The sequence below is a fragment of the Allohahella marinimesophila genome, assembly GCF_039538005.1.
GTDB classification, from domain to species: domain Bacteria; phylum Pseudomonadota; class Gammaproteobacteria; order Pseudomonadales; family Oleiphilaceae; genus Allohahella; species Allohahella marinimesophila.
In genome coordinates, this window is record NZ_BAABBO010000011.1 from 194,793 (window position 1) to 212,717 (window position 17,925).

15 protein-coding genes are annotated in these 17,925 nt (G+C 55.7%); 8 read left to right on the top strand and 7 right to left on the bottom strand.

Annotated elements, in window-relative coordinates:
- Positions 1-173 precede the first annotated feature (173 nt).
- The gene (locus ABD735_RS13105) at positions 174-1,445 is read left to right on the top strand and encodes a glycosyltransferase family protein (RefSeq protein ID WP_344807117.1); all 1,272 of its coding nucleotides are present in this window, start codon (positions 174-176) and stop codon (positions 1,443-1,445) included.
- Here ABD735_RS13105 and ABD735_RS13110 read toward each other — a convergent pair.
- Positions 1,432-3,300, bottom strand: a complete 1,869-nt coding sequence (locus ABD735_RS13110; RefSeq protein WP_344807119.1) for a sensor domain-containing diguanylate cyclase — start codon at positions 3,298-3,300, stop codon at positions 1,432-1,434. The genes ABD735_RS13105 and ABD735_RS13110 overlap by 14 nt on opposite strands.
- A complete protein-coding gene (locus ABD735_RS13115) occupies positions 3,297-5,930 on the bottom strand; it encodes an EAL domain-containing protein (protein WP_344807121.1) in 2,634 nt (877 codons plus the stop codon). The genes ABD735_RS13110 and ABD735_RS13115 overlap by 4 nt, the downstream gene beginning before the upstream one ends.
- Positions 5,931-6,329: 399 nt before the next feature.
- Between ABD735_RS13115 and ABD735_RS13120 the strand changes: the two genes are divergently transcribed.
- From ABD735_RS13120 to ABD735_RS13130, 3 genes are all read left to right on the top strand, one after another.
- On the top strand, positions 6,330-6,731 hold the full coding sequence (locus ABD735_RS13120; protein ID WP_344807123.1) for an EF-hand domain-containing protein: 402 nt from the start codon (positions 6,330-6,332) through the stop codon (positions 6,729-6,731).
- A 188-nt stretch (positions 6,732-6,919) separates the two neighbouring features.
- Entirely contained in the window at positions 6,920-7,513 is a 594-nt protein-coding gene (locus tag ABD735_RS13125; RefSeq protein WP_344807125.1) for a transglutaminase-like cysteine peptidase, read from the top strand.
- A gap of 68 nt (positions 7,514-7,581) precedes the next feature.
- Positions 7,582-8,850 carry a PQQ-dependent sugar dehydrogenase gene (locus ABD735_RS13130; protein WP_344807127.1) on the top strand — a complete coding sequence of 423 codons (1,269 nt, stop codon included), beginning with the start codon at positions 7,582-7,584 and terminating at the stop codon, positions 8,848-8,850.
- Between the two features lie 53 nt (positions 8,851-8,903).
- Here ABD735_RS13130 and ABD735_RS13135 read toward each other — a convergent pair whose 3' ends face one another.
- The gene (locus ABD735_RS13135; RefSeq protein WP_344807129.1) at positions 8,904-9,467 is read right to left on the bottom strand and encodes a hypothetical protein; all 564 of its coding nucleotides are present in this window, start codon (positions 9,465-9,467) and stop codon (positions 8,904-8,906) included.
- 189 nt (positions 9,468-9,656) lie between these two features.
- Here ABD735_RS13135 and ABD735_RS13140 point away from each other — a divergent pair, with 189 nt between their 5' ends.
- Positions 9,657-10,886, top strand: coding sequence for a hypothetical protein (locus tag ABD735_RS13140; protein ID WP_344807131.1), 1,230 nt, complete (start codon positions 9,657-9,659; stop codon positions 10,884-10,886).
- A gap of 50 nt (positions 10,887-10,936) precedes the next feature.
- Entirely contained in the window at positions 10,937-12,013 is a 1,077-nt protein-coding gene (locus ABD735_RS13145; protein ID WP_344807133.1) for a lipase family protein, read from the top strand.
- Positions 12,014-12,082: 69 nt separating this feature from the next.
- Here ABD735_RS13145 and ABD735_RS13150 read toward each other — a convergent pair whose 3' ends face one another.
- Together ABD735_RS13150 and ABD735_RS13155 are read right to left on the bottom strand one after the other, a co-directional pair.
- Positions 12,083-12,517 carry a hypothetical protein gene (locus ABD735_RS13150; protein WP_344807135.1) on the bottom strand — a complete coding sequence of 145 codons (435 nt, stop codon included), beginning with the start codon at positions 12,515-12,517 and terminating at the stop codon, positions 12,083-12,085.
- 3 nt (positions 12,518-12,520) lie between these two features.
- Entirely contained in the window at positions 12,521-12,985 is a 465-nt protein-coding gene (locus ABD735_RS13155; protein ID WP_344807137.1) for an SRPBCC family protein, read from the bottom strand.
- A 231-nt stretch (positions 12,986-13,216) separates the two neighbouring features.
- Here ABD735_RS13155 and ABD735_RS13160 point away from each other — a divergent pair, with 231 nt between their 5' ends.
- A complete protein-coding gene (locus tag ABD735_RS13160) occupies positions 13,217-14,545 on the top strand; it encodes a dicarboxylate/amino acid:cation symporter (RefSeq protein WP_344807140.1) in 1,329 nt (442 codons plus the stop codon).
- 27 nt (positions 14,546-14,572) lie between these two features.
- Here ABD735_RS13160 and ABD735_RS13165 read toward each other — a convergent pair whose 3' ends face one another.
- Positions 14,573-15,043, bottom strand: a complete 471-nt coding sequence (locus ABD735_RS13165; RefSeq protein ID WP_344807142.1) for a DUF3429 domain-containing protein — start codon at positions 15,041-15,043, stop codon at positions 14,573-14,575.
- A gap of 134 nt (positions 15,044-15,177) precedes the next feature.
- Between ABD735_RS13165 and ABD735_RS13170 the strand changes: the two genes are divergently transcribed.
- Positions 15,178-16,494 carry a mechanosensitive ion channel family protein gene (locus ABD735_RS13170; protein WP_344807144.1) on the top strand — a complete coding sequence of 439 codons (1,317 nt, stop codon included), beginning with the start codon at positions 15,178-15,180 and terminating at the stop codon, positions 16,492-16,494.
- On the opposite strand, the gene bioA is transcribed toward ABD735_RS13170, so the two are convergent.
- The gene (gene bioA / locus ABD735_RS13175) at positions 16,483-17,826 is read right to left on the bottom strand and encodes an adenosylmethionine--8-amino-7-oxononanoate transaminase (RefSeq protein WP_344807146.1); all 1,344 of its coding nucleotides are present in this window, start codon (positions 17,824-17,826) and stop codon (positions 16,483-16,485) included. The two genes, ABD735_RS13170 and bioA, sit on opposite strands and share 12 nt — an antisense overlap.
- Positions 17,827-17,925: the final 99 nt, after the last annotated feature.

Sequence of the window (17,925 nt, forward strand, 5' to 3'; positions counted from 1 at the left end):
TGGCCTGGTTCAGGCCTGCAAGTGGTCGGGTTTGTGGCTCATTATGCCTGACGCGGAGCTTGTAAGCCTCGGAAAAGCGGTAGGTCGCCGTCCCGGAACGCTCCTTGCTAAGCATCTGCAACCCTTGGCAATCTGCAACGCTGCCGCCTGTGCGCATACTACGGAGAGATGACATGACGGACTTCTATCAAACCGGCCCGATCACAACGATTCATTCACTTGATCAGGATACGAGCGTACAGGCAAGTCGTGTTCCTGAGTTGAGGGATGCACTTGTCGAACACGCCCAACAAAGACCTGTGTCCCTCATCCTGCCATGCCTGTATTCCGAGCTCGAAACCGAAGCCATGCCGCGGATTCTCGATGAACTGTCACGAGTCGACTTCATCAAGGAAATCATCATTGGTCTGGATAGGGCCTCCGAGGCTCAGTACCGCCACGCTCTCGAACTGTTTAGCGTTCTACCGCAAAGACTTCATGTACTGTGGAATGATGGGCCTCGCCTGCGCGCCATCCACGGGACCCTGGCAGACAGGTCGTTAGCCCCACTCAAGGCAGGCAAGGGGCGGAACGTCTGGTACTGCATGGGTGTGCAACAGGGGTCGGGCGTTGGAGAAGTCGTAGCTCTGCACGATTGCGATATTCTGACCTATCAGAGCGATTTGCTCGCAAGACTGGTCTACCCGCTGGTCCATCCAGACTGCAACTTCGTCTTTGCCAAAGGCTACTATGCGCGCTATGCGGACAGCAAGCTGAATGGCAGGGTCTGCCGTCTGCTCATGAGTCCGCTGTTGAGATCACTGCGGCAGCTCCTCGGTGCCTCACCGGTACTCGATTATCTCGACAGTTTTCGTTACGCCCTCTCGGGAGAATTTGCCATGCTCGCCTCGGCAGTGCCCGACACCCGCTTGCCTTCCGACTGGGGGCTCGAGATCGGATTGCTGTGCGATATCTATCATCGCTACTCCACGAATCAGATCTGCCAGGTGGATATCGCCGACAGGTATGATCATAAGCATCAGCCGCTTGGCGATGATTCGGAGGGCGGCCTGGTCAAGATGGTCAGGGATATCACCAGAACGCTGCTGAAGCAGATTTCTGCTGAAGGTGCCATGGTTGATGATGGCATTCTCAGTGCCTTGCACTCGACCTACCTTCGCTCGGCTAACGAGATGACTCGTCGTTTTCAGTGCGATGCCGTGTGCAACGGCCTGGATTACGATGTTGCCCGCGAGCATGAGGCGCTCAATCTGTTTGCCTCGACGATACTGGAAGCCGGGCGCAGCTTCCGGGAGGACCCAGGCGGTGAGCCGGATATGCCAACCTGGCGCTGTGTTCGCTCAGCCGAGCCAGATATACCCGCCCGCCTGCTCGAGGCGGTGCATCAGGATATGGCGCAGTTCGGCAAGCCCGATGGCAAGCTGAGCAAGATCAGGGCAGCGTAGTCGCGGAATGACTGATGACCTGATTTCGGCCTGAGAGCTTTGCCCGGTAGAGCGCCTCATCGGCATGCCGTAGCAGTTCATCTTCGAGCTGATCTGCGGCGGGAATGAGGCAGGCCACACCTGCACTGATCGTCATCGCGATGGACTCCCGAGCACCGGATTTCCTGTTCCGATAGCTCAGTGGCGCAGCGGCGACGTGGGCCCTGATTTTCTCTGCGATCATCAAAGCGGCAGCCAGATCTGTCCCGGGCAGCACTACGATGAACTCCTCTCCACCATAACGGGCCAGGGTGTCAGAGGCGCGTCTGGGAAAGTTGCCCATGACGCCAGCAATGTGTTTGAGACAGAGATCCCCAACCTGATGGCCATGCGTGTCATTGATGCCCTTGAAGTGATCGACGTCTATCATGATCAGGGAAATTGGTGAGGCTGTTCGTGAGGCCTGATTGAAATCCTGTTCGAGGCGCTGGTTGAAATAGCGGCGGTTGTGCAAACCGGTGAGCTCATCGACAAAGGTCTGCTGCTGCAGTTTCTGGTTGGCATTTTCTAGCAGCTGCATGGTTCTTTCGAGCTCTGACGTGCGATCCCTGACCTGATCTTCCAGTTGCAGGCTGTGGCGTTTTTCTGCCTCGCTGCGAGCCTTTCTTTGCTGATTCACATATTCCCCGAGCGCGAAGGAGATCAGCATGACCTCAAGCAGCGTGCCAATTTGCAAGGCGTGCTCAGTAAAGAAGGTTCGGGGAATAAGCTCTACTTTACTCACAACGATCACGAGTGCGCCCAACAGGGTCATGAAGCAGGCCAGGGTGAAGAACTGTGCTGAGCGATCGCCGGTAAGCGAACGTTTGATACCCATGATCATCGCTAGGCTATTGAGCGTGAGGGCGAGCCCAAGCAATGGAAATATCGTTTGGTTGTAGGGCAGAAAAAGACTCAGGATGGTCATTACACCGCCGAGTCCTGCCATGACCACAAGCAGTCGATCAATGACAGGCTCGCGTTCGCGCAGGCGGAGAAATTGCCGGATGAACAAGGCCATCCACATCAGCGTCAAACCGAGGAAGAAGGAAATCGCAATCTGGTTCCACACCACGGCCTGTGGCCAGATATGTTGAAATGCCAGGCCACTCATGCTGAACTGAAAGCCGATGAAGGAACAGAGAAAGGCCACATACATGATGAAATCGGCGCGTCTCAGGCTAAAAAACAGAAACAGGTTATATAACGCCATGACCACCATACTGCCGTAGTAAAAACCCTGCAGCAGCGATGTCCGGTGGTCCAGCCGCGTAAATTCTTCAGCGTCCACCAGCCGCATTGGCGCCTGCAGCGAGGAGCTCGACTCGAGGCGAATATAAAGTGTCTGAATGGCATTCGGCGCCATCTCAAGCGGGAAGAGGAATTCCCTGTGAGGAAAATAGCGCGTATCGAACGGATAAGCGTCGCCAGTAGAGTAGGTTTGCAGCAGTTCGCCCTCTGCGTTGATAGCAAAAAGATCAATATGATCGAGCAGGGCATAACCCACCATGAGCAGCATCTGCCGTGGTGCTGAGGTGTCGTTCTTCACCACGACCCGTAGCCAGTAGGCCGATTCCGTGTAGCCGAAGCTGGGTACGGCTTCCTCGACCTTTTGCCAGTCGAGATTGCTGCCCGACAGCACATCATTGATGCCGAGTGTGCCTGCTGTATCTTCAAGACTGTAGGCTGCTGCGCCGAGATCCACCTGTTGATCGGTAGATGAAACACTCAGTTGCTGGGGCAGCTCGAAAGCGTCAGAGGCCGCCGCCGGTGCGATCTTCAAGCCAAGTGACATCAACACGAGCCACAGCGCACCAAGGAGGCAGCGGCAGGTCATCCAGCCCCCGTAGGGCGCATTCTTTCTGAATCCTGTTGTAGCCAGCCGAAGAGCTGATCAGATGGCATTGGCGTGGCGATGAAAAAGCCTTGCATGCAATCACAACCCATGCTGACGAGAAGGTCCAGTTGTGCCTGTTGTTCTATACCCTCAGCCACTACTGTGTATCCGAGACTGTGCGACATATCGATGGCAGCCTTTACAATGATTTGACTGCTTCGCGAGGTGCAGACGTCCTTGATGAGGGACTTATCGATCTTGACCTCGCTGAGCGGCATTTTCTGCAGATACGCGAGCGAGGAATACCCGGTACCAAAGTCATCAATGGACAAGGGAAAGCCAAGCTCTTTGAGCCGGTCGAGCGTCAGCAGACCCTCGCGCTCGGAATCCATCACTGACGTTTCCGTCAGCTCAAGGATTACCGACTCGAAGCTGAGGTTGCGGGCGAGCAACGTAGATTGCAGATGTGCGTCGAGACCTTTGGTCAGCAGATTGCGTGGAGAAATATTGATGGCCATGCTGAGGTCACGCTGAAGCAGTCTGAAGCGGGTGAGATCGTCAGCCGCGTTGGTAATCACCCACAGCGTGAGCTGGTGAATGACGTCAGTCTGCTCGGCGAGTGGAATGAATATTTCAGGCGCAATCATGCCCCGCTCGGGATGTTCCCAGCGCAGTAGAGCTTCGACACCCGTAGTCACCAGTCGACCGTCACGCATGATAGCCTTTGGCTGGTAATACAGTTGCAAGGCACCAGTCTCCAGCGCGAGACGCAGTTCGGTGAGTATCGTCAGGCGCTCCTCTGTGTAGCGGTCATAGCGTCTTGAATAAAAGCCATAGCGCTTGCCAAGCCGGATGGCAGCATCCTTGGCTATGCGTGAGTTACGAATGGCCTTGGCCGGTTCGAGTTGATCGCTATCGACACTGAAAAGCCCGAAAACAGGGTCTAGCTCGAGCAGGAAGCCCAGGTAATTATCTGGACGCGCCGTTCTGTTGATGAAGTCGATGTAGGTCTGGCGGTGGGCTGGGTCCTCGGCAGAAATAACGATCATCGCCAGCGTATCGGCGCCCAGACTCGCGACATAATAGGTCTGCCCTGCGCTGTCTTCGATGGCAATGGCGCCACGTAGGAACTGTGCTCGCCGATTGAGCCCTAGCGCGACTCTATTGATCAGCTCGTCGGCATTATCCTGACCCAGCGTATGCACGATGTCGTGATAGCGATTGAATACGATGCTGACGACGAGATAGGGGGTGACCTGTGGCGCCTGAGCCAGCTCAGCCAAGCGCATGACCAGACGCTCACGGTTTGGCAGGCCAGTGACAGGGTCATGAATGGCATGATCGATCAGCTGCTGCTGGACTTCACGGCGCTGTTTTTCCTCCGCGAGCAACTTGTTCTGCGCCACAATCTTGTCTTCCCGCTCGCGATAGACCCGTGCCGCCAGCACCAGTGTAAGAATGAGGGTCTCTATACCTGAGCCAATCTGCAGGGCGTAGGTGGCCATGAAGGTATTGGGAATGATGCCGTGTTTGTGGAGTGTTGTGGTGACCAGGCCTATCGACAGCAGTGACCAGCCGAGCGTATAGATGATGGCCGGTCGCGACCCCTGCCGCCAGCGTATGGGGCCGGCAAGGAACAGAATCAGAAATAGTGGCGCCGCCAGAAACGAAGACAGCTGGATGCTGATGTGATACGGCAGGATAAACGCTGCGATCAGATCCAGGACCGCCAGTCCCATGACTGTTTTCAGAGCAAGATCAAGGCGACGGCTCTGGGCTTCGGTATCGAGGAAAGTTCTCGAGAACTGCGCCGCGAAGATGGCGAGGAAGGGCATGGATACCAGCAGCAGGAAGCCGTTCAGGAACGGAAAGTCCGACAGGATGTGCTGAAAGGTAAAGCCACGAATGCTCATGAAGAAGGTCAGGAAGCCGAAAGTGGCGAACGCGTAGTAAAGATAGACACGCTCTCGCAGCAGAAGGGCATACGCCAGGGTGATTGTGATCATGAAGGCGAGGGCGCCGAAGTACATGAAATGCACCTTCGCCTCGGTGACGGCCTGTTCAAAGAATTGCTCAGGGTCCCAGAGTTTCAGCGCGAACTGCAGCGCGCCGCGGGTGGCGACCCTTAAATAGATCGTCGTGCTTTCACCAGGATCGAGCGAGATCGGGTAAAGAAAATGAGGGTGGTCAATCCAGCGGCTGGAAAACGGCTTGCTTCGGCCGGTACTCAGGTGTCCTGAGCCTTCCTCCCCTCGAATATCGATGAAGTCGACTTCGTCGAGCCAGGGATAGGCCAGTTGTACCAGACCACCTTCAACCTTATCGCTGGAATTGCTGATTTTGAAGCGATACCACTGAGGAGTCAGTGTATAGCCGGCATTGACGCCGCTGTTCTCACTGACATCGACCAGTTCCCAGATAATATTGACCAATCCCTTATCGCCACCAGCCTCGCCACGAGCGAGCAGGTCAGCCACTCGCTCGGCAGGATAGGCGCGCTCGGTATCGGCATACCGTTCGAATTGCAGATCGATGGGGCCCTGGCTGACGAGTTCAAGCGCATTGCTGGTTGACGATTCCAGCAATGGTGGGGCGGAGGCCTTGAGCCATGAGCTGCAGAAACACAGCATAAACAGCAGGATCAATCTGTGTAGGGCAGAGGCTGGATACAAAAGGTCCGTCCAAGGTGGCTGCGCGGGCGATGCTGAGGCTGCTCGACCACAGGTGTTAGAGTTGTCTAGGCAGTATAGACCCTTGGTGAATTCAAAGACTGACGAAAAAGACACGGATTCCGGGAAGCTTTTGCAAAATTTGCCAGTTTTAGTAGTTTGTTCTTCATATGACCCACCTTTACCAATTGGAATTTCAGCGCATCTGCCCGCCAGCCCAGTTATTCCGGCAATACTAAAATCTGGCACGATTCATGGATACACCCCAGTTACATGACGGCGACTGGCCCGGCTCGATTTAACGTCAGTCGATCCAGGCGCCTCATTTCCAGTGCTCACAAGTACAAAAGGAAAGAATCTATGAAAAAGCTAATGATATTTGCCGCAGCAACTGCCCTCTCAACCAGCGTAATAGCTGATGAGATGAAGTCCACTATGGACGGCGAGTCCAGAGCAGAGCGTATGGAGCAGCAAGCCAGCTCACAGTCTCTCGAGGAAAGTTTCAACAAGCTCGACCAGGATGGCGATGGCGTCATTTCCAAAAGTGAAGCGAGCGAGAATCCACAGGTAGAAAGCCAGTTCAGTCAGCTCGACGTGAACGGTGACGGCGAAATCGGCCGTAATGAAATGATGCTTGGATCAGGCGAAGCCACGGCTGCCGGTCAGGAGAAAGAGCATAAGATGAACAAGGATTCCGGTATGGATGCTGGCGCTCAGCAAGACGAATACAAATTGGATGAAGCGCGAGATCCAGCTGAGTAAGCAGCTCAACCAACTACGATAGTTTGAAGGATTAGCAGAAAAGGATAGGTCGAGGGATCGACCCCACGGATGGCAACTTACGCTACAGAAACAAGGCGCTGCAATTCGTAACGTCATGGGTCTGGAAGCCTGACTTGTAATAATTATACTTCGTTCAGTCGATTTATAATTTTTGCAGGTTTTTTTGCGTGGCCAAAATTTTCTTTCTGACCAGTATTCTCTTATCCGGTGTATCCGGAGCCGTCCAGGCTGACCTCGTGCCGTCTTCGTTCCAGGCATCACCCTACCAGCCCTGGCTCGACAATCTGGTTGGTAAAACCGAGTTTGAGCAAGTGACCCTCGTCAACGACGGGCTCAATGAGTTCAACTATATTCGCGATGAGCAGCAGTGGGGCATAGAGGATTACTGGGCGACACCGACTGAATTTTTTATGAATCAGGGTGGCGACTGCGAAGACTTCTCACTCACCAAGTATCTTATTCTACGGGCTGCCGGCGTCCCTGCGGACCGCCTTCGCCTGACCTATGTGCGGTCGCTTGAAATGAACGAAGCGCATATGGTTTTGAGTTACATTCCAGCCGATAGCAGTGAAACCTATTATCTGGACAATCTTCGCCCGGAGCTCGCGACGGCTGCCCAGCGGCTAGATCTCGTTCCCTTCTACAGTTTCAGCGACGACAATCTCTGGCTCTACGACAATGGCGGCTGGTCCGAGAAATTCAGCGCCAACGGTCGACTGAACAAGTGGAATGATTTTCAGGTACGGCTCCAGGGCCAGTAAGCACTGTTGACATCTGCGACCGGGTCAGTCGCGTATCTTAGAGCCTTGGAACTATTTGAGGCGCTCCCATGACCATTCCCCTGACTTTCCTTCCGCGGCCAGCGGTCCCCCGTCTTTTTTCTCGACCCTCGACTGGCCGTCTGGCTCTGGCCGCCTGTCTCAGCCTGCAGGCCGCCTGTTCGGACGCAGCCACGTCTTCGAGCGCTGACGGTCCGGACCTTACACCGCCTGCCAAGGCCAGTGCTGCAGAAGCTCAGGACAAGGATGATGTTTTTTCGGTGCAGTCCATCGAGACTTTTGATCAACCCTGGGCCATGACCTTCGCCAGCGAGGACACCCTCATCGTCACCACCCAACCAGGCCGCATGTTTCGCCTCAAATGGCCGCAGACGCTAGCCAACGCCGGCACCAGCATTGGCGAGCCAGAAATGGTCGAGATTGAAAACGTACCCGAAGTCGTCTTCGAAGGGCAGGGGGGGCTCGGTGATGTGATGGCGGCGCCAGACTTCTCCCAGTCTGGCAAGCTGTATCTGTCATGGGTCGAAGCCGGTGACAAGGGCCTCAGTGGAGCTGTGGTAGCGACGGCTCGTCTGGTTCAGGAAGAGGGCAAGCGGCCTCGCTTGGCTGACATACATCGGATCTGGGAGCAAACGCCAAAAGTGTCCGGGGCGGGCCATTTCAGCCATAAGCTGTTGCTCAGTCAGGACGGACACCTTTTTATCAGTTCAGGGGACCGGCAGAAGCTCGATCCTGCTCAGGACATGCAGAAGAATCTTGGTAAGCTCATCAGGCTCAAGCCCGACGGTAGTGTTCCTGACGATAACCCCTTCACCGATCAGGGTGAGCTGGCCAAACAGTTCTGGAGCATCGGTCACAGGAATATTCTGGGCATAGCGCAAGACGCTGATGGCACTATCTGGACCAACGAGATGGGGCCGAAGGGCGGCGACGAATTGAACAGGATTCAGCGTGGCGATAACTACGGCTGGCCGGTCGTATCGAATGGCGAACATTACAGCGGCAAGGATATTCCAGATCATCCTTCACGTCCCGAATTCAACGCGCCTGAGTTGTGGTGGACACCGGTTATCTCACCGGCATCCATGGTCATCTATGGTGGGGACAAGTTTCCTGACTGGCAGAATCAGGCCATTATTCCAGGTCTGAGCTCCGAAGCGCTTATCAGGGTCTCCCTCGACGACAAGGCCGCGGAGCTGGGTCGCATAGCTATGGAGAGCCGAATGCGAGAAGTCGAAGAGGGGCCCGATGGCGCACTCTGGGTACTCGAAGACCGCAGCAATGCGGGCTTGTTGAGGCTCTTGCCGCGCCAGCAATAGTCATGCGGCAGTCGCCTGGTCAGACCGCCTTGATCTGATCAGGCGATAGACCTTCAGCTCTCCGGCTGGATTTCCTTATTAGCCAGTTCATCCAGTTTTTTCAGGTGGTAGGCCACGGCACACTTGTGAAACTGTGGGTACTCCTCATCGAGTTTTTCAAAATTGCTACGAGCTTTCCCATACAGGGCCTGACGGTCGTCATCTGTCATTTCCTTGGCCAGTTCGCCCTGATACATCAGGGCCACACCCTTATGATAGATCGCCTCTGCACGAACCTCTGCTGAGTTACTGTCATTACGTTCGATTTCGGTCAACTCTTCAATGACCTTCTCGAGCCCGTCGGACTCTCTCGACTGCGCATATTCGAGTATGCCTTCGCTCAGATTATATTCTCGTGCAGGACAACCGCTTTCAGACATTTCAGTCTGATACCGGAACCGACCCTCGCGAAAAGCCTCACGAAACTGTTCCTTGTCCTTGCCACTTTCGAGCGCTGCAGCCTCCGCACCGATGACGGGAACAGCAGCAGGGGCAAGGCAGCCTGACAGGGCGATCACGCTCGAAAATACTGCGAGCCGCAGGCCCTGGCAGGCGGCGATTTTTCCATTCGTTTTCATTATTGAATTCCTGTTCAAAGGCCAGGTAGAACGCTTCAACTGCAGCTCGATTCGGTCACCCGAATGGGGCATGGCAGCAGCTATGGGCCAAAGTTACTATCGACGGGTTCGCCGGTGGGCAGCGCATCGAGTCGCCGTCTCCGGCATCACTGCTGGTCTCATAACAATAATACCTTACAGGTGGAACTGATGCGCAAGCCATCGTATACGATGCTGCTCGCCACGACGATGACCGTCACCGTTCTGGCAACGTATTTCTGGCTCGATCAATGGCGCGGTAGCACTACCGGACCTGTCGAGCTGACGGCCGACTCGGCAGGCCCGTCGAGCGGCTCGTCGAACATCGAGTCAAGGCCGCCTGCCTCGTCCAATGTTGCGAGTAACGACCAGCCTGCGCCTGCAGGATCTGCAGAGGCCAAGGTGACCGTCGATGTCGAACCTGACTACGAAGCCATGCATGACGAGCTGGCGCAGCAATTGGCTGAAAGTCTGCCAGCGCTGAGCGCGCAGTATGCCGAGGCCAATCGCTATCCCCCTGGTTCGCAGCCGATTCGTTCCGCTGCCGACCTCGCACAATATCAACCCAACCGCAGCACTGACGTCTCTGCTCCGTTTCCTGGCGATGTGCCCGGCGACGAAGTCGGACTGAGCCTGCAGCTCGATCGATACCAGTATTTTCAGGGCGACCGGATCGCGGTCGCGGCAACACTCAATCCAAGCTCGGCTAACTCACTGACGGCTGCAGAAGTCGTTTTCGTGTTGAAGGATATTGATGGCAATGTCTTGCTCACGCAGCCGGCCCAACCTGATGTTTCGGGCGACGGCGGGTTGAGTAGCTCTGATCGCGGAACGCTGGCCAGCGCTGTTATCGTGCCGCCGCCCGGGACCGCCACAGGTGAACTTTTCGTTGAGGCCTTAGCGCGTTTTTCGACTTCCGCAGGCACAGGCGAGCGCTCAGCCTCCCTCATTGCTCCCTTGCGATATGATGCGGCGGTCGCGGAGCTGTCTGCCGTGCTGCCCAGTCATGTCGAGGGGCCCGAGTTGGTCGTGCCCTTGCAGTTCGTGGTGCGACAGCCGGGCTACTATTTCGTTGAAGCCAATCTCTATAGCCGACAGAGCAATGCGCCGCTTCTGCATCTGCAGTCAGAGGGGCGTCTCGAGCTACCGGGTGGGCTGCAAAGCCTTCGCGCTCATATTGCCGCGCTCAAAGCCGGTGGCGATGAAGGCCCTTACCTGCTCAAGGATTTCAAGATAGAGAGAGCTGCGGAGGCAGGCGAGACTGCTGACCTGCCTGGCTCTGCGCCTCAACAGCAGTATGCTGTCGAAGGCTTCAGTTTCTCCAGCTATACGGACACGCCCTACGAGGATCCGTTAGCTGAGGAAAGAGCGGAGTTTCTTGAAAAGCTGGGAACGCTCTAGCTGACGAGACGCTTCAAAAACAACTATAAGAAAGCAATCAGGAAGAACTTATGACTCAACACCTCTCGCGACTCGTTCGCATCGTCGTGCTCTGTACCCTGGCCATCAGCAGTACATGGGGCTCGATGGCTTCGGCAGCTCTGGCCGGTAAGAATGTCATTTTGGTCCATGGCTTCCAGGCCAGCGATCTGTCGAGTAATCCTAACGATGCCGCGCTTCAGACCCAGGCGAATAACTATTGGAGCAGCTACTGGCTAAACCGCGCAGAAGAAGTGCTGTACTGGTCCTCGGTCGACCGGGTAAGTGGCGGCATCAAGGACAAGATACGTTCCCAGGTGCTGGCAATCGCGCGCGGTACACGTTGTATTTCGGGCTGTGTCGTGGTCACGCACTCGACTGGAGATCTCGTTACCAGATATATGCTGCGCAACGTCAATAACTGGCTCACGAGCGCAGGGATAGATCCGAATCGGTTCAGGATACTCGCTGTGCTGGATCTTGCTGGCGCAGGTGGCGGCACTGAGATCGCTGATCTGGCAGTAGCCATTGGAAATGGCTCGGGTTTCTTCAACAGCCTTCAGCGCTCGGCCGTTGAGCTGGCGCTCGGCTTCCGGCCGGATAGCAACAACCTCGGTGTGCTGTACGACCTGCAGCCAAACACTGCACGCAATATCGCTACCGGGAACAGTGCCGTGCCGCGACTTCGATTCGCTGGCACCGGAGCATCCTACGGTGGACTCACGAAACCGTTCATTGCGGGCGCTGATGATGGGGTGGTACCGCTGCACAGCGCCTGCGGCGCGAGCAGTAAGGCGGACTACGATTCATGTAGCGGCAGTGTCAGCCCGAATGGCGTATTGCAAAGCGTCAGCGCGGCACCTGCCTCACTATACTTCAATAACTACGTGGTATTGATGGGTGAGCAAACCAACCACGGCCAGGCCATCGACAACAGCCGTTCGGGCAATTTCACGACGGTGAGCAATAACCGCGTACTGGGTGGCCTGAACGTCGATTTTGATACCTTCACTCAACGCAAGTGGTGGAGCTTTTTCAGGCAGGTTCGTTGGGTTCGCAATGGCGATAGCTACAGTATGTCGGACAATGTATTCCGTACGCTGAACTGATCATTCCAGTCCGACTCCAGGCCTGCACGGGGCGTCCGGACAGGCCTGGGCATTTTCATTTCAGATAGCCTACCTCACGCTCGCTTCTGAATGACGGGCCCGAGACCTTCGCTCGCCCATCGTCAGCATGAGCAAGGCTGTCCCCAGGCCCCAGAAGCCGTTGAGGATCATGCCAAGAACCCACATGGCACCCGTTACAGACACGCCCTTCATTGGAAAGACTACCAGCATGGCCACGACCGTTGGTCCTATGGCCCCGAAGGCTATGGCCGCAGCCCAGAAAGCAGCTGGGGACAGCTGTCGAACCACTGCCCAGAGCGCGATACCCCATAGTCCGCCGAAAAACGCACTGGAAACGACAGCGGGAACACCGAGGGGTGGCACCGCCCCCATGTTGTAGGCCGGCATGGGGACAATGCCGGCTGCATGCAGAACTGCAAAAAGCCCCTGGTGGAAAATGAGAGTTGCCAGAAAACCACTGATAAACGCCTTGAGCCAGACCATCGATCAATTCTCCTGTGTGGCAGCAACATGCTGCTTGGTATAACTTCGAGCAAGTCTGTCGAGACCGCGCTTTATTGGTAACTTGATGATGACTTCCAGAATTGCGCCGAGAAAGGGCAAGGGCAACTTTGGCTCGAAGCTGATAGTGTAGTCGACAGTCGTACCATCGGCATCGCCGTGGAATCGAAGACTGCCACGGTGATGAGTGATTGGTCCGCCTTTGGTCACCGTATAATCCATACGTCGATTAGGCTCAAATCGTATGACTGTCTCTTCAATCGGGGGGACGCCCGGCACCTTTATGCGGCGAACTGAACCGAGCCCATTGGGGTGGCTCGAGTCGCTCGCATCCCTGATCCGAACGATTTGCGCAGAGGTCAGGCGCCCAAATTTTTCGTGATCACAGAGGTCCTCAAACACCTGTTCTACAGGCGCTTCGAAGCGCTTGCTCATTTCAATCGTCTGCATGTCGTACTCCGGGTTAAGCTTTCGATGACGTTCTGTGGAGGCTCAGGTGCCGCGTTAGGACGCCTCATCAGTTGCCTGTAAACGTTAACATAAGTCAGGGAAAAGCCTTTGTATCTCGTCATTTCTGGCGTATGTTAAATAAAAATAAGACATTCGGGGATCGATCATCGTGAGCTTCCCGCCCGATGATTGCGAATAGAAAAGCACTCAAAGACCACAGGGGAATGAGCGATGAGCGAAGATAAGAAGATGAGTCTGACGGTAAAGGTGCTCCTGGGGATGTCGCTCGGCATCGTGCTCGGACTGGCGATCAATCTGCTTGGCCTCGCCGATGAAGGCAGCTTCATACGCGTCTATGTCATCGACGGCTTGTTCTACGTTGTTGGCGCGATGTTCGTCAATGCCCTGAAGATGCTTGTGGTGCCACTGGTCTTCTTCTCCCTCCTTGTCGGGGTGTGCGGCATAGGCGACATTGCCGAACTCGGGCGGGTCGGCGGGAAGGCCTTTGGTCTGTATATCATGACCACGGCCATCGCCATCGCCATGGCTATTGCACTGGCAGCGTCGACCGGAATTGGCGAAGGTATGGACCAGGAAACCGATGCCAGCTTCCAGGCCCCTGAAGCTACACCCATTGCCGAAGTCTTCATTGGCATCATCCCTACAAATCCGGTTCAGTCGATGGCAGCGGGCGACATGCTGCCGCTTATCTTCTGGACCATCATCCTGGGCATCTGCATTCTCAAGCTCGGTAGTGAAGGTGCCAGGGTTATCCGGGCGGCTGAAGTCGGCAATGATGTGATGATGAAGATGGTCAATATCGTCATGGCAGTCGCGCCCTACGCGGTGTTCGCGCTCATTGCCAAATCCATGGCTGATCTGGGAATAGAATTACTGCTGCAGCTGTTAGGGTATGTCGCCGTTCTGGTGGGCGCGTTGATGCTCCACCTCTTCGTGACCCTCATGATCGTGCTCAAGGTCTTCAGCGGTCTGAGTCCGCTCATCTTCCTGAAAAAGATCAGGAACGTGCAGGTGTTCGGTTTCAGTACAGCCAGCTCCAACGCTACGATTCCGGTGACCTTGCGCACGGTGGTCGACCGGATGGGCGTCAACAACTCGGTCGGTTCGTTTACTGTGCCTTTCGGCGCCACCATCAATATGGACGGGACCGCCATCATGCAGGGGGTGGTGACCGTCTTTGTGGCCAACGTCTACGGGATCGATCTGGGTCTCACTGGTTATCTCACTGTGATTCTCATGGCCGTACTGGCCTCGATCGGCACAGCCGGCGTACCGGGTGTCGGTCTCGTCATGCTGTCCATGGTGTTCAGTCAGGTCGGGCTGCCGATAGAAGGCATCGGTCTGATCATCGGTGTCGATCGACTGATGGACATGATCAGGACTGCAGTCAATGTGTCTGGCGATGCCGTGGTCTCTACCATAGTGGCGAAGTCGGAGGGGGAGCTCGATCTGAGTATCTATAACGATCCCCAGGCTGGATTGGTCAGCACGCTGCCGGACGTTCCGCTGCCTCACGAGCATCACTCGTACAAGGCCTGAGGGCGGTGGCGGGTTCGCCCGCCCAGTTCAGGCGAACAACATAAAGAGATGGCACAGCACCACCACAATGGTCAGCCGCAGTCTGAACAGGGCGTAGCCCCCGGTAATGAGTCCGCTGCGTCCGGATACATCGAGCCAGCCGAGCACGATAAAATTACCTGACTGGACCAGCAGGAAAGCCATTGCCAGCGTTTCAGGGTTTGTTTCGTGGGTCATGCCGTAGGCAAACGTCAACCAGCCGGCGAGTGCGATGATGTTGCTCAGTACCATCCAGCCTAGCCGGGGTGCGCCACTTCGGATTTCAGAGCCCCACCAGGTGCCTGCCATGAAACTCATGATCAGCAGGCTGTAACTGGAAAACAGGTGAAACCAGAGGGTCGAGCCGTTGATGATGAACGCCAGCGCAGGCACGACGAAGGGTACGAGTCCGGCATAGCCGAGCCAGTGGTAGGTGTTGGTGTCGGCTGCCGATCCGGTAGCATCAGTACCCGCTTTCATGTCCAAGCTCTCCGTTTCCAATTTCTGGGTGTCGAGTACCTTACGATCCGCATGGCGACAACGATCGCGCCGCTAAAGGAATGATTGGTCTATCCTTTTCATGTTGAGACGCATTTGGTGAGGGCAGACATACCTTGAACATCGGACAGAAATTGCAGGCAGTGGCTTACACTACCCAGGAGACTGCGCTTGAGTGGTTCGGCTCTTCGGAGTTTGCCATTCAGGCGGGGGCGATCATTGCCTCTTTCCTTCTGGCGCTGATCTTTACACTGATCATCAGAAAAAGTTTTGCTGGCGTATTTGAGCATCCAACGCCGCCGTTGCTGCCACTCAAGCGCTTTTTTTATCAGAAGCAGGATTATCTTCGACCGCTGTTGAACATCTTGTTTCTCGGTCTGGCTATCGAACTGACGGATACGTTTCTGAACAGCAATCTTTTGCTGCACTTCGGCCAGTCTGTAGCCGTCTCGATACTGCTCTACACCATCATAAGACGCAGCATTCCAAACGTCATTCTTCGTCGCGTAGTGCTGTGGGTGACCATTCCGTTCGCAATTCTGGTGTTCATGAACTGGCTGGATGCGCTGACGGGGTGGCTGGCGTCGTTGTCGATAGATATTGGCAGTCTTGAAGTCAGTGCCTTGGATGTCGTTCGGGTCGCTATCTTCGGCTCGGTTCTTTTCTGGATGGGCAAGGTATCGAACAATGCTGGCAAGCGCATTATTCGAAATCAGGCAGATCTGGATGTCGGTACCAGAGAGGTGATCGCGAAGCTGTTCGAGGTGGGCCTCTTCATCGTCATCTTTTTTCTGCTCCTGCAGATCATGGGCATCAACATCACCACGCTGGCCGTCTTCGGGGGCGCGCTAGCCGTTGGTATCGGCTTCGGCCTGCAGTCCATCGCGTCCAACTTCATTTCCGGGATCATCATCCTGCTGGACCGATCCCTCACCGTCGGCGACCACATCGAATTGGATGATGGCCAGAGCGGGATCATCACCCAACTGAACATGCGCTCGACTACGCTTGAAACCTATGACGGCAAGGACATCATGGTACCGAACGAAAAGTTCATCACTTCGACCTTCGTCAATTGGACACACAAGAACGTGAGGCAACGGTACGACATCAATCTGCAGGTCGCTTATGGTACTGATCTGCACAAGCTGTTCCCGCTATTGCGTGATGCCTGCAAAGCGCATCCAAAAGTGCTGTCCGGTCCTGACTATCCGTATGAAGAGCAACCGGATGCCGAGATCTCGAGCTTCGGGGACTCCGGTATCAACATCCTCATCGAGTTCTGGATGGAAGGCATCGACGATGGGGTCAATCGCGTGGGCGGCGACCTCTTACTTATGATCTGGGATGTGCTCAACGAGAACGGGGTGGAAATCCCGTTCCCTCAGCGCGTGGTACGTATGGTCAAGGACAAGGATGACTCAGACGGCTGACCGCGCATAGGCCGCCATGCCATCGGTCAATTTCTCAAGCTGCGCGGATGAGATCGAGTACGGGGGCATGGTGTACAACATCTTGCCAAAAGGTCGGAGCCAGACGCCATGTTGAGCGAGCAGGGCCTGAGCAGATGCCACATCGATGGACTGATGCATTTCGACCACGCCAATGCCACCGATCACCCGGACACTCGCCACCGATGCCAGTTGTGCCAGCGGCCACAGTGCCTGCTGCAGGTGTGTTTCAATCTCCTGCAATCGCTGCTGCCAGGGTGATTCGAGCAGCAATTTTATCGAGGCCTCCGCCACGCTGCAGGCCAGTGGGTTAGCCATGAATGTGGGCCCGTGCATGAACACACCCGCCTCGCTGCGACAGACCGTTTCAGCCACATCTGCTGTCGCCAGTGTGGCCGCCAGGGTCATATAGCCCCCGGTCAGGGCCTTGCCGATGGTCATGATATCCGGCACCAGGTCAGCGTGCTCATAACCAAAGAGCTTCCCGGTTCGTCCGAAACCGACAGCGATCTCGTCGAAGATCAACAGCAGGTCGAGTTCTTCACAAATCTGCTTGAGCTGCCTGAGATAGCAGGGATGGTAGATGCGCATGCCACCAGCGCCCTGAACGATAGGCTCGACGATGACGGCAGCGAGTTCATCACGATGCTTCGCCAGCGTCTGTCGCCATTCAGCGATAAGCGCGGGGTCTGCCACCGGGCAGCCGCTCTGGCCGGAGCACGTGCAGGTTCGCTTACTTTCGCCCGTTGCCTTACCCGTGCATGCAGGGTCTATCGGTGGCTCGGTAAGAAAGATGTTCTCCGCCAGGAAGCCCTTGAATAGTCGATGCATACCATTGTCAGGATCGGTCACCGACATCGCACCAAAGGTATCGCCATGATAACCATAGCGGAAGGCCGCGAAGCGATGCTTGCCGGCCACACCACGACCCTGCCAGTACTGCAGCGCCATCTTCAGCGCGACTTCTACTGATACCGAACCTGAATCGGCAAGGAAAACAGCTTCCAGTTCAGGCGCAGTGATGTCCACAAGACGTCGCCCCAGCGCCACCGCAGCAGGGTGTGTGATACCGCCAAACATGACATGACTCATTTTCGCCATTTGATCTGTTAGCGCGGCATTCAACTCGGGAACGTTGTAGCCATGTATCGCACTCCACCAGGACGACATTCCGTCGATGAGGCGGGAGCCGTCTGCCAGTTGTAGTTCACAACCATCGGCCGCGACGACAGGTGCACAGGGCAGGGGACGAAGTGTCGAAGTGTAGGGGTGCCAGAGGTGGCGCTGATCGAATTTGAGGTCTTCAGGCGTCATGGGCTGCTCGCTATCGGATGAGCAGGCATTGTAGCGAATGCGGGCACAAAAAAAAGGCGACCCCGAAGGATCGCCTTTTCCAGTGAGAGCCGTTGGGTC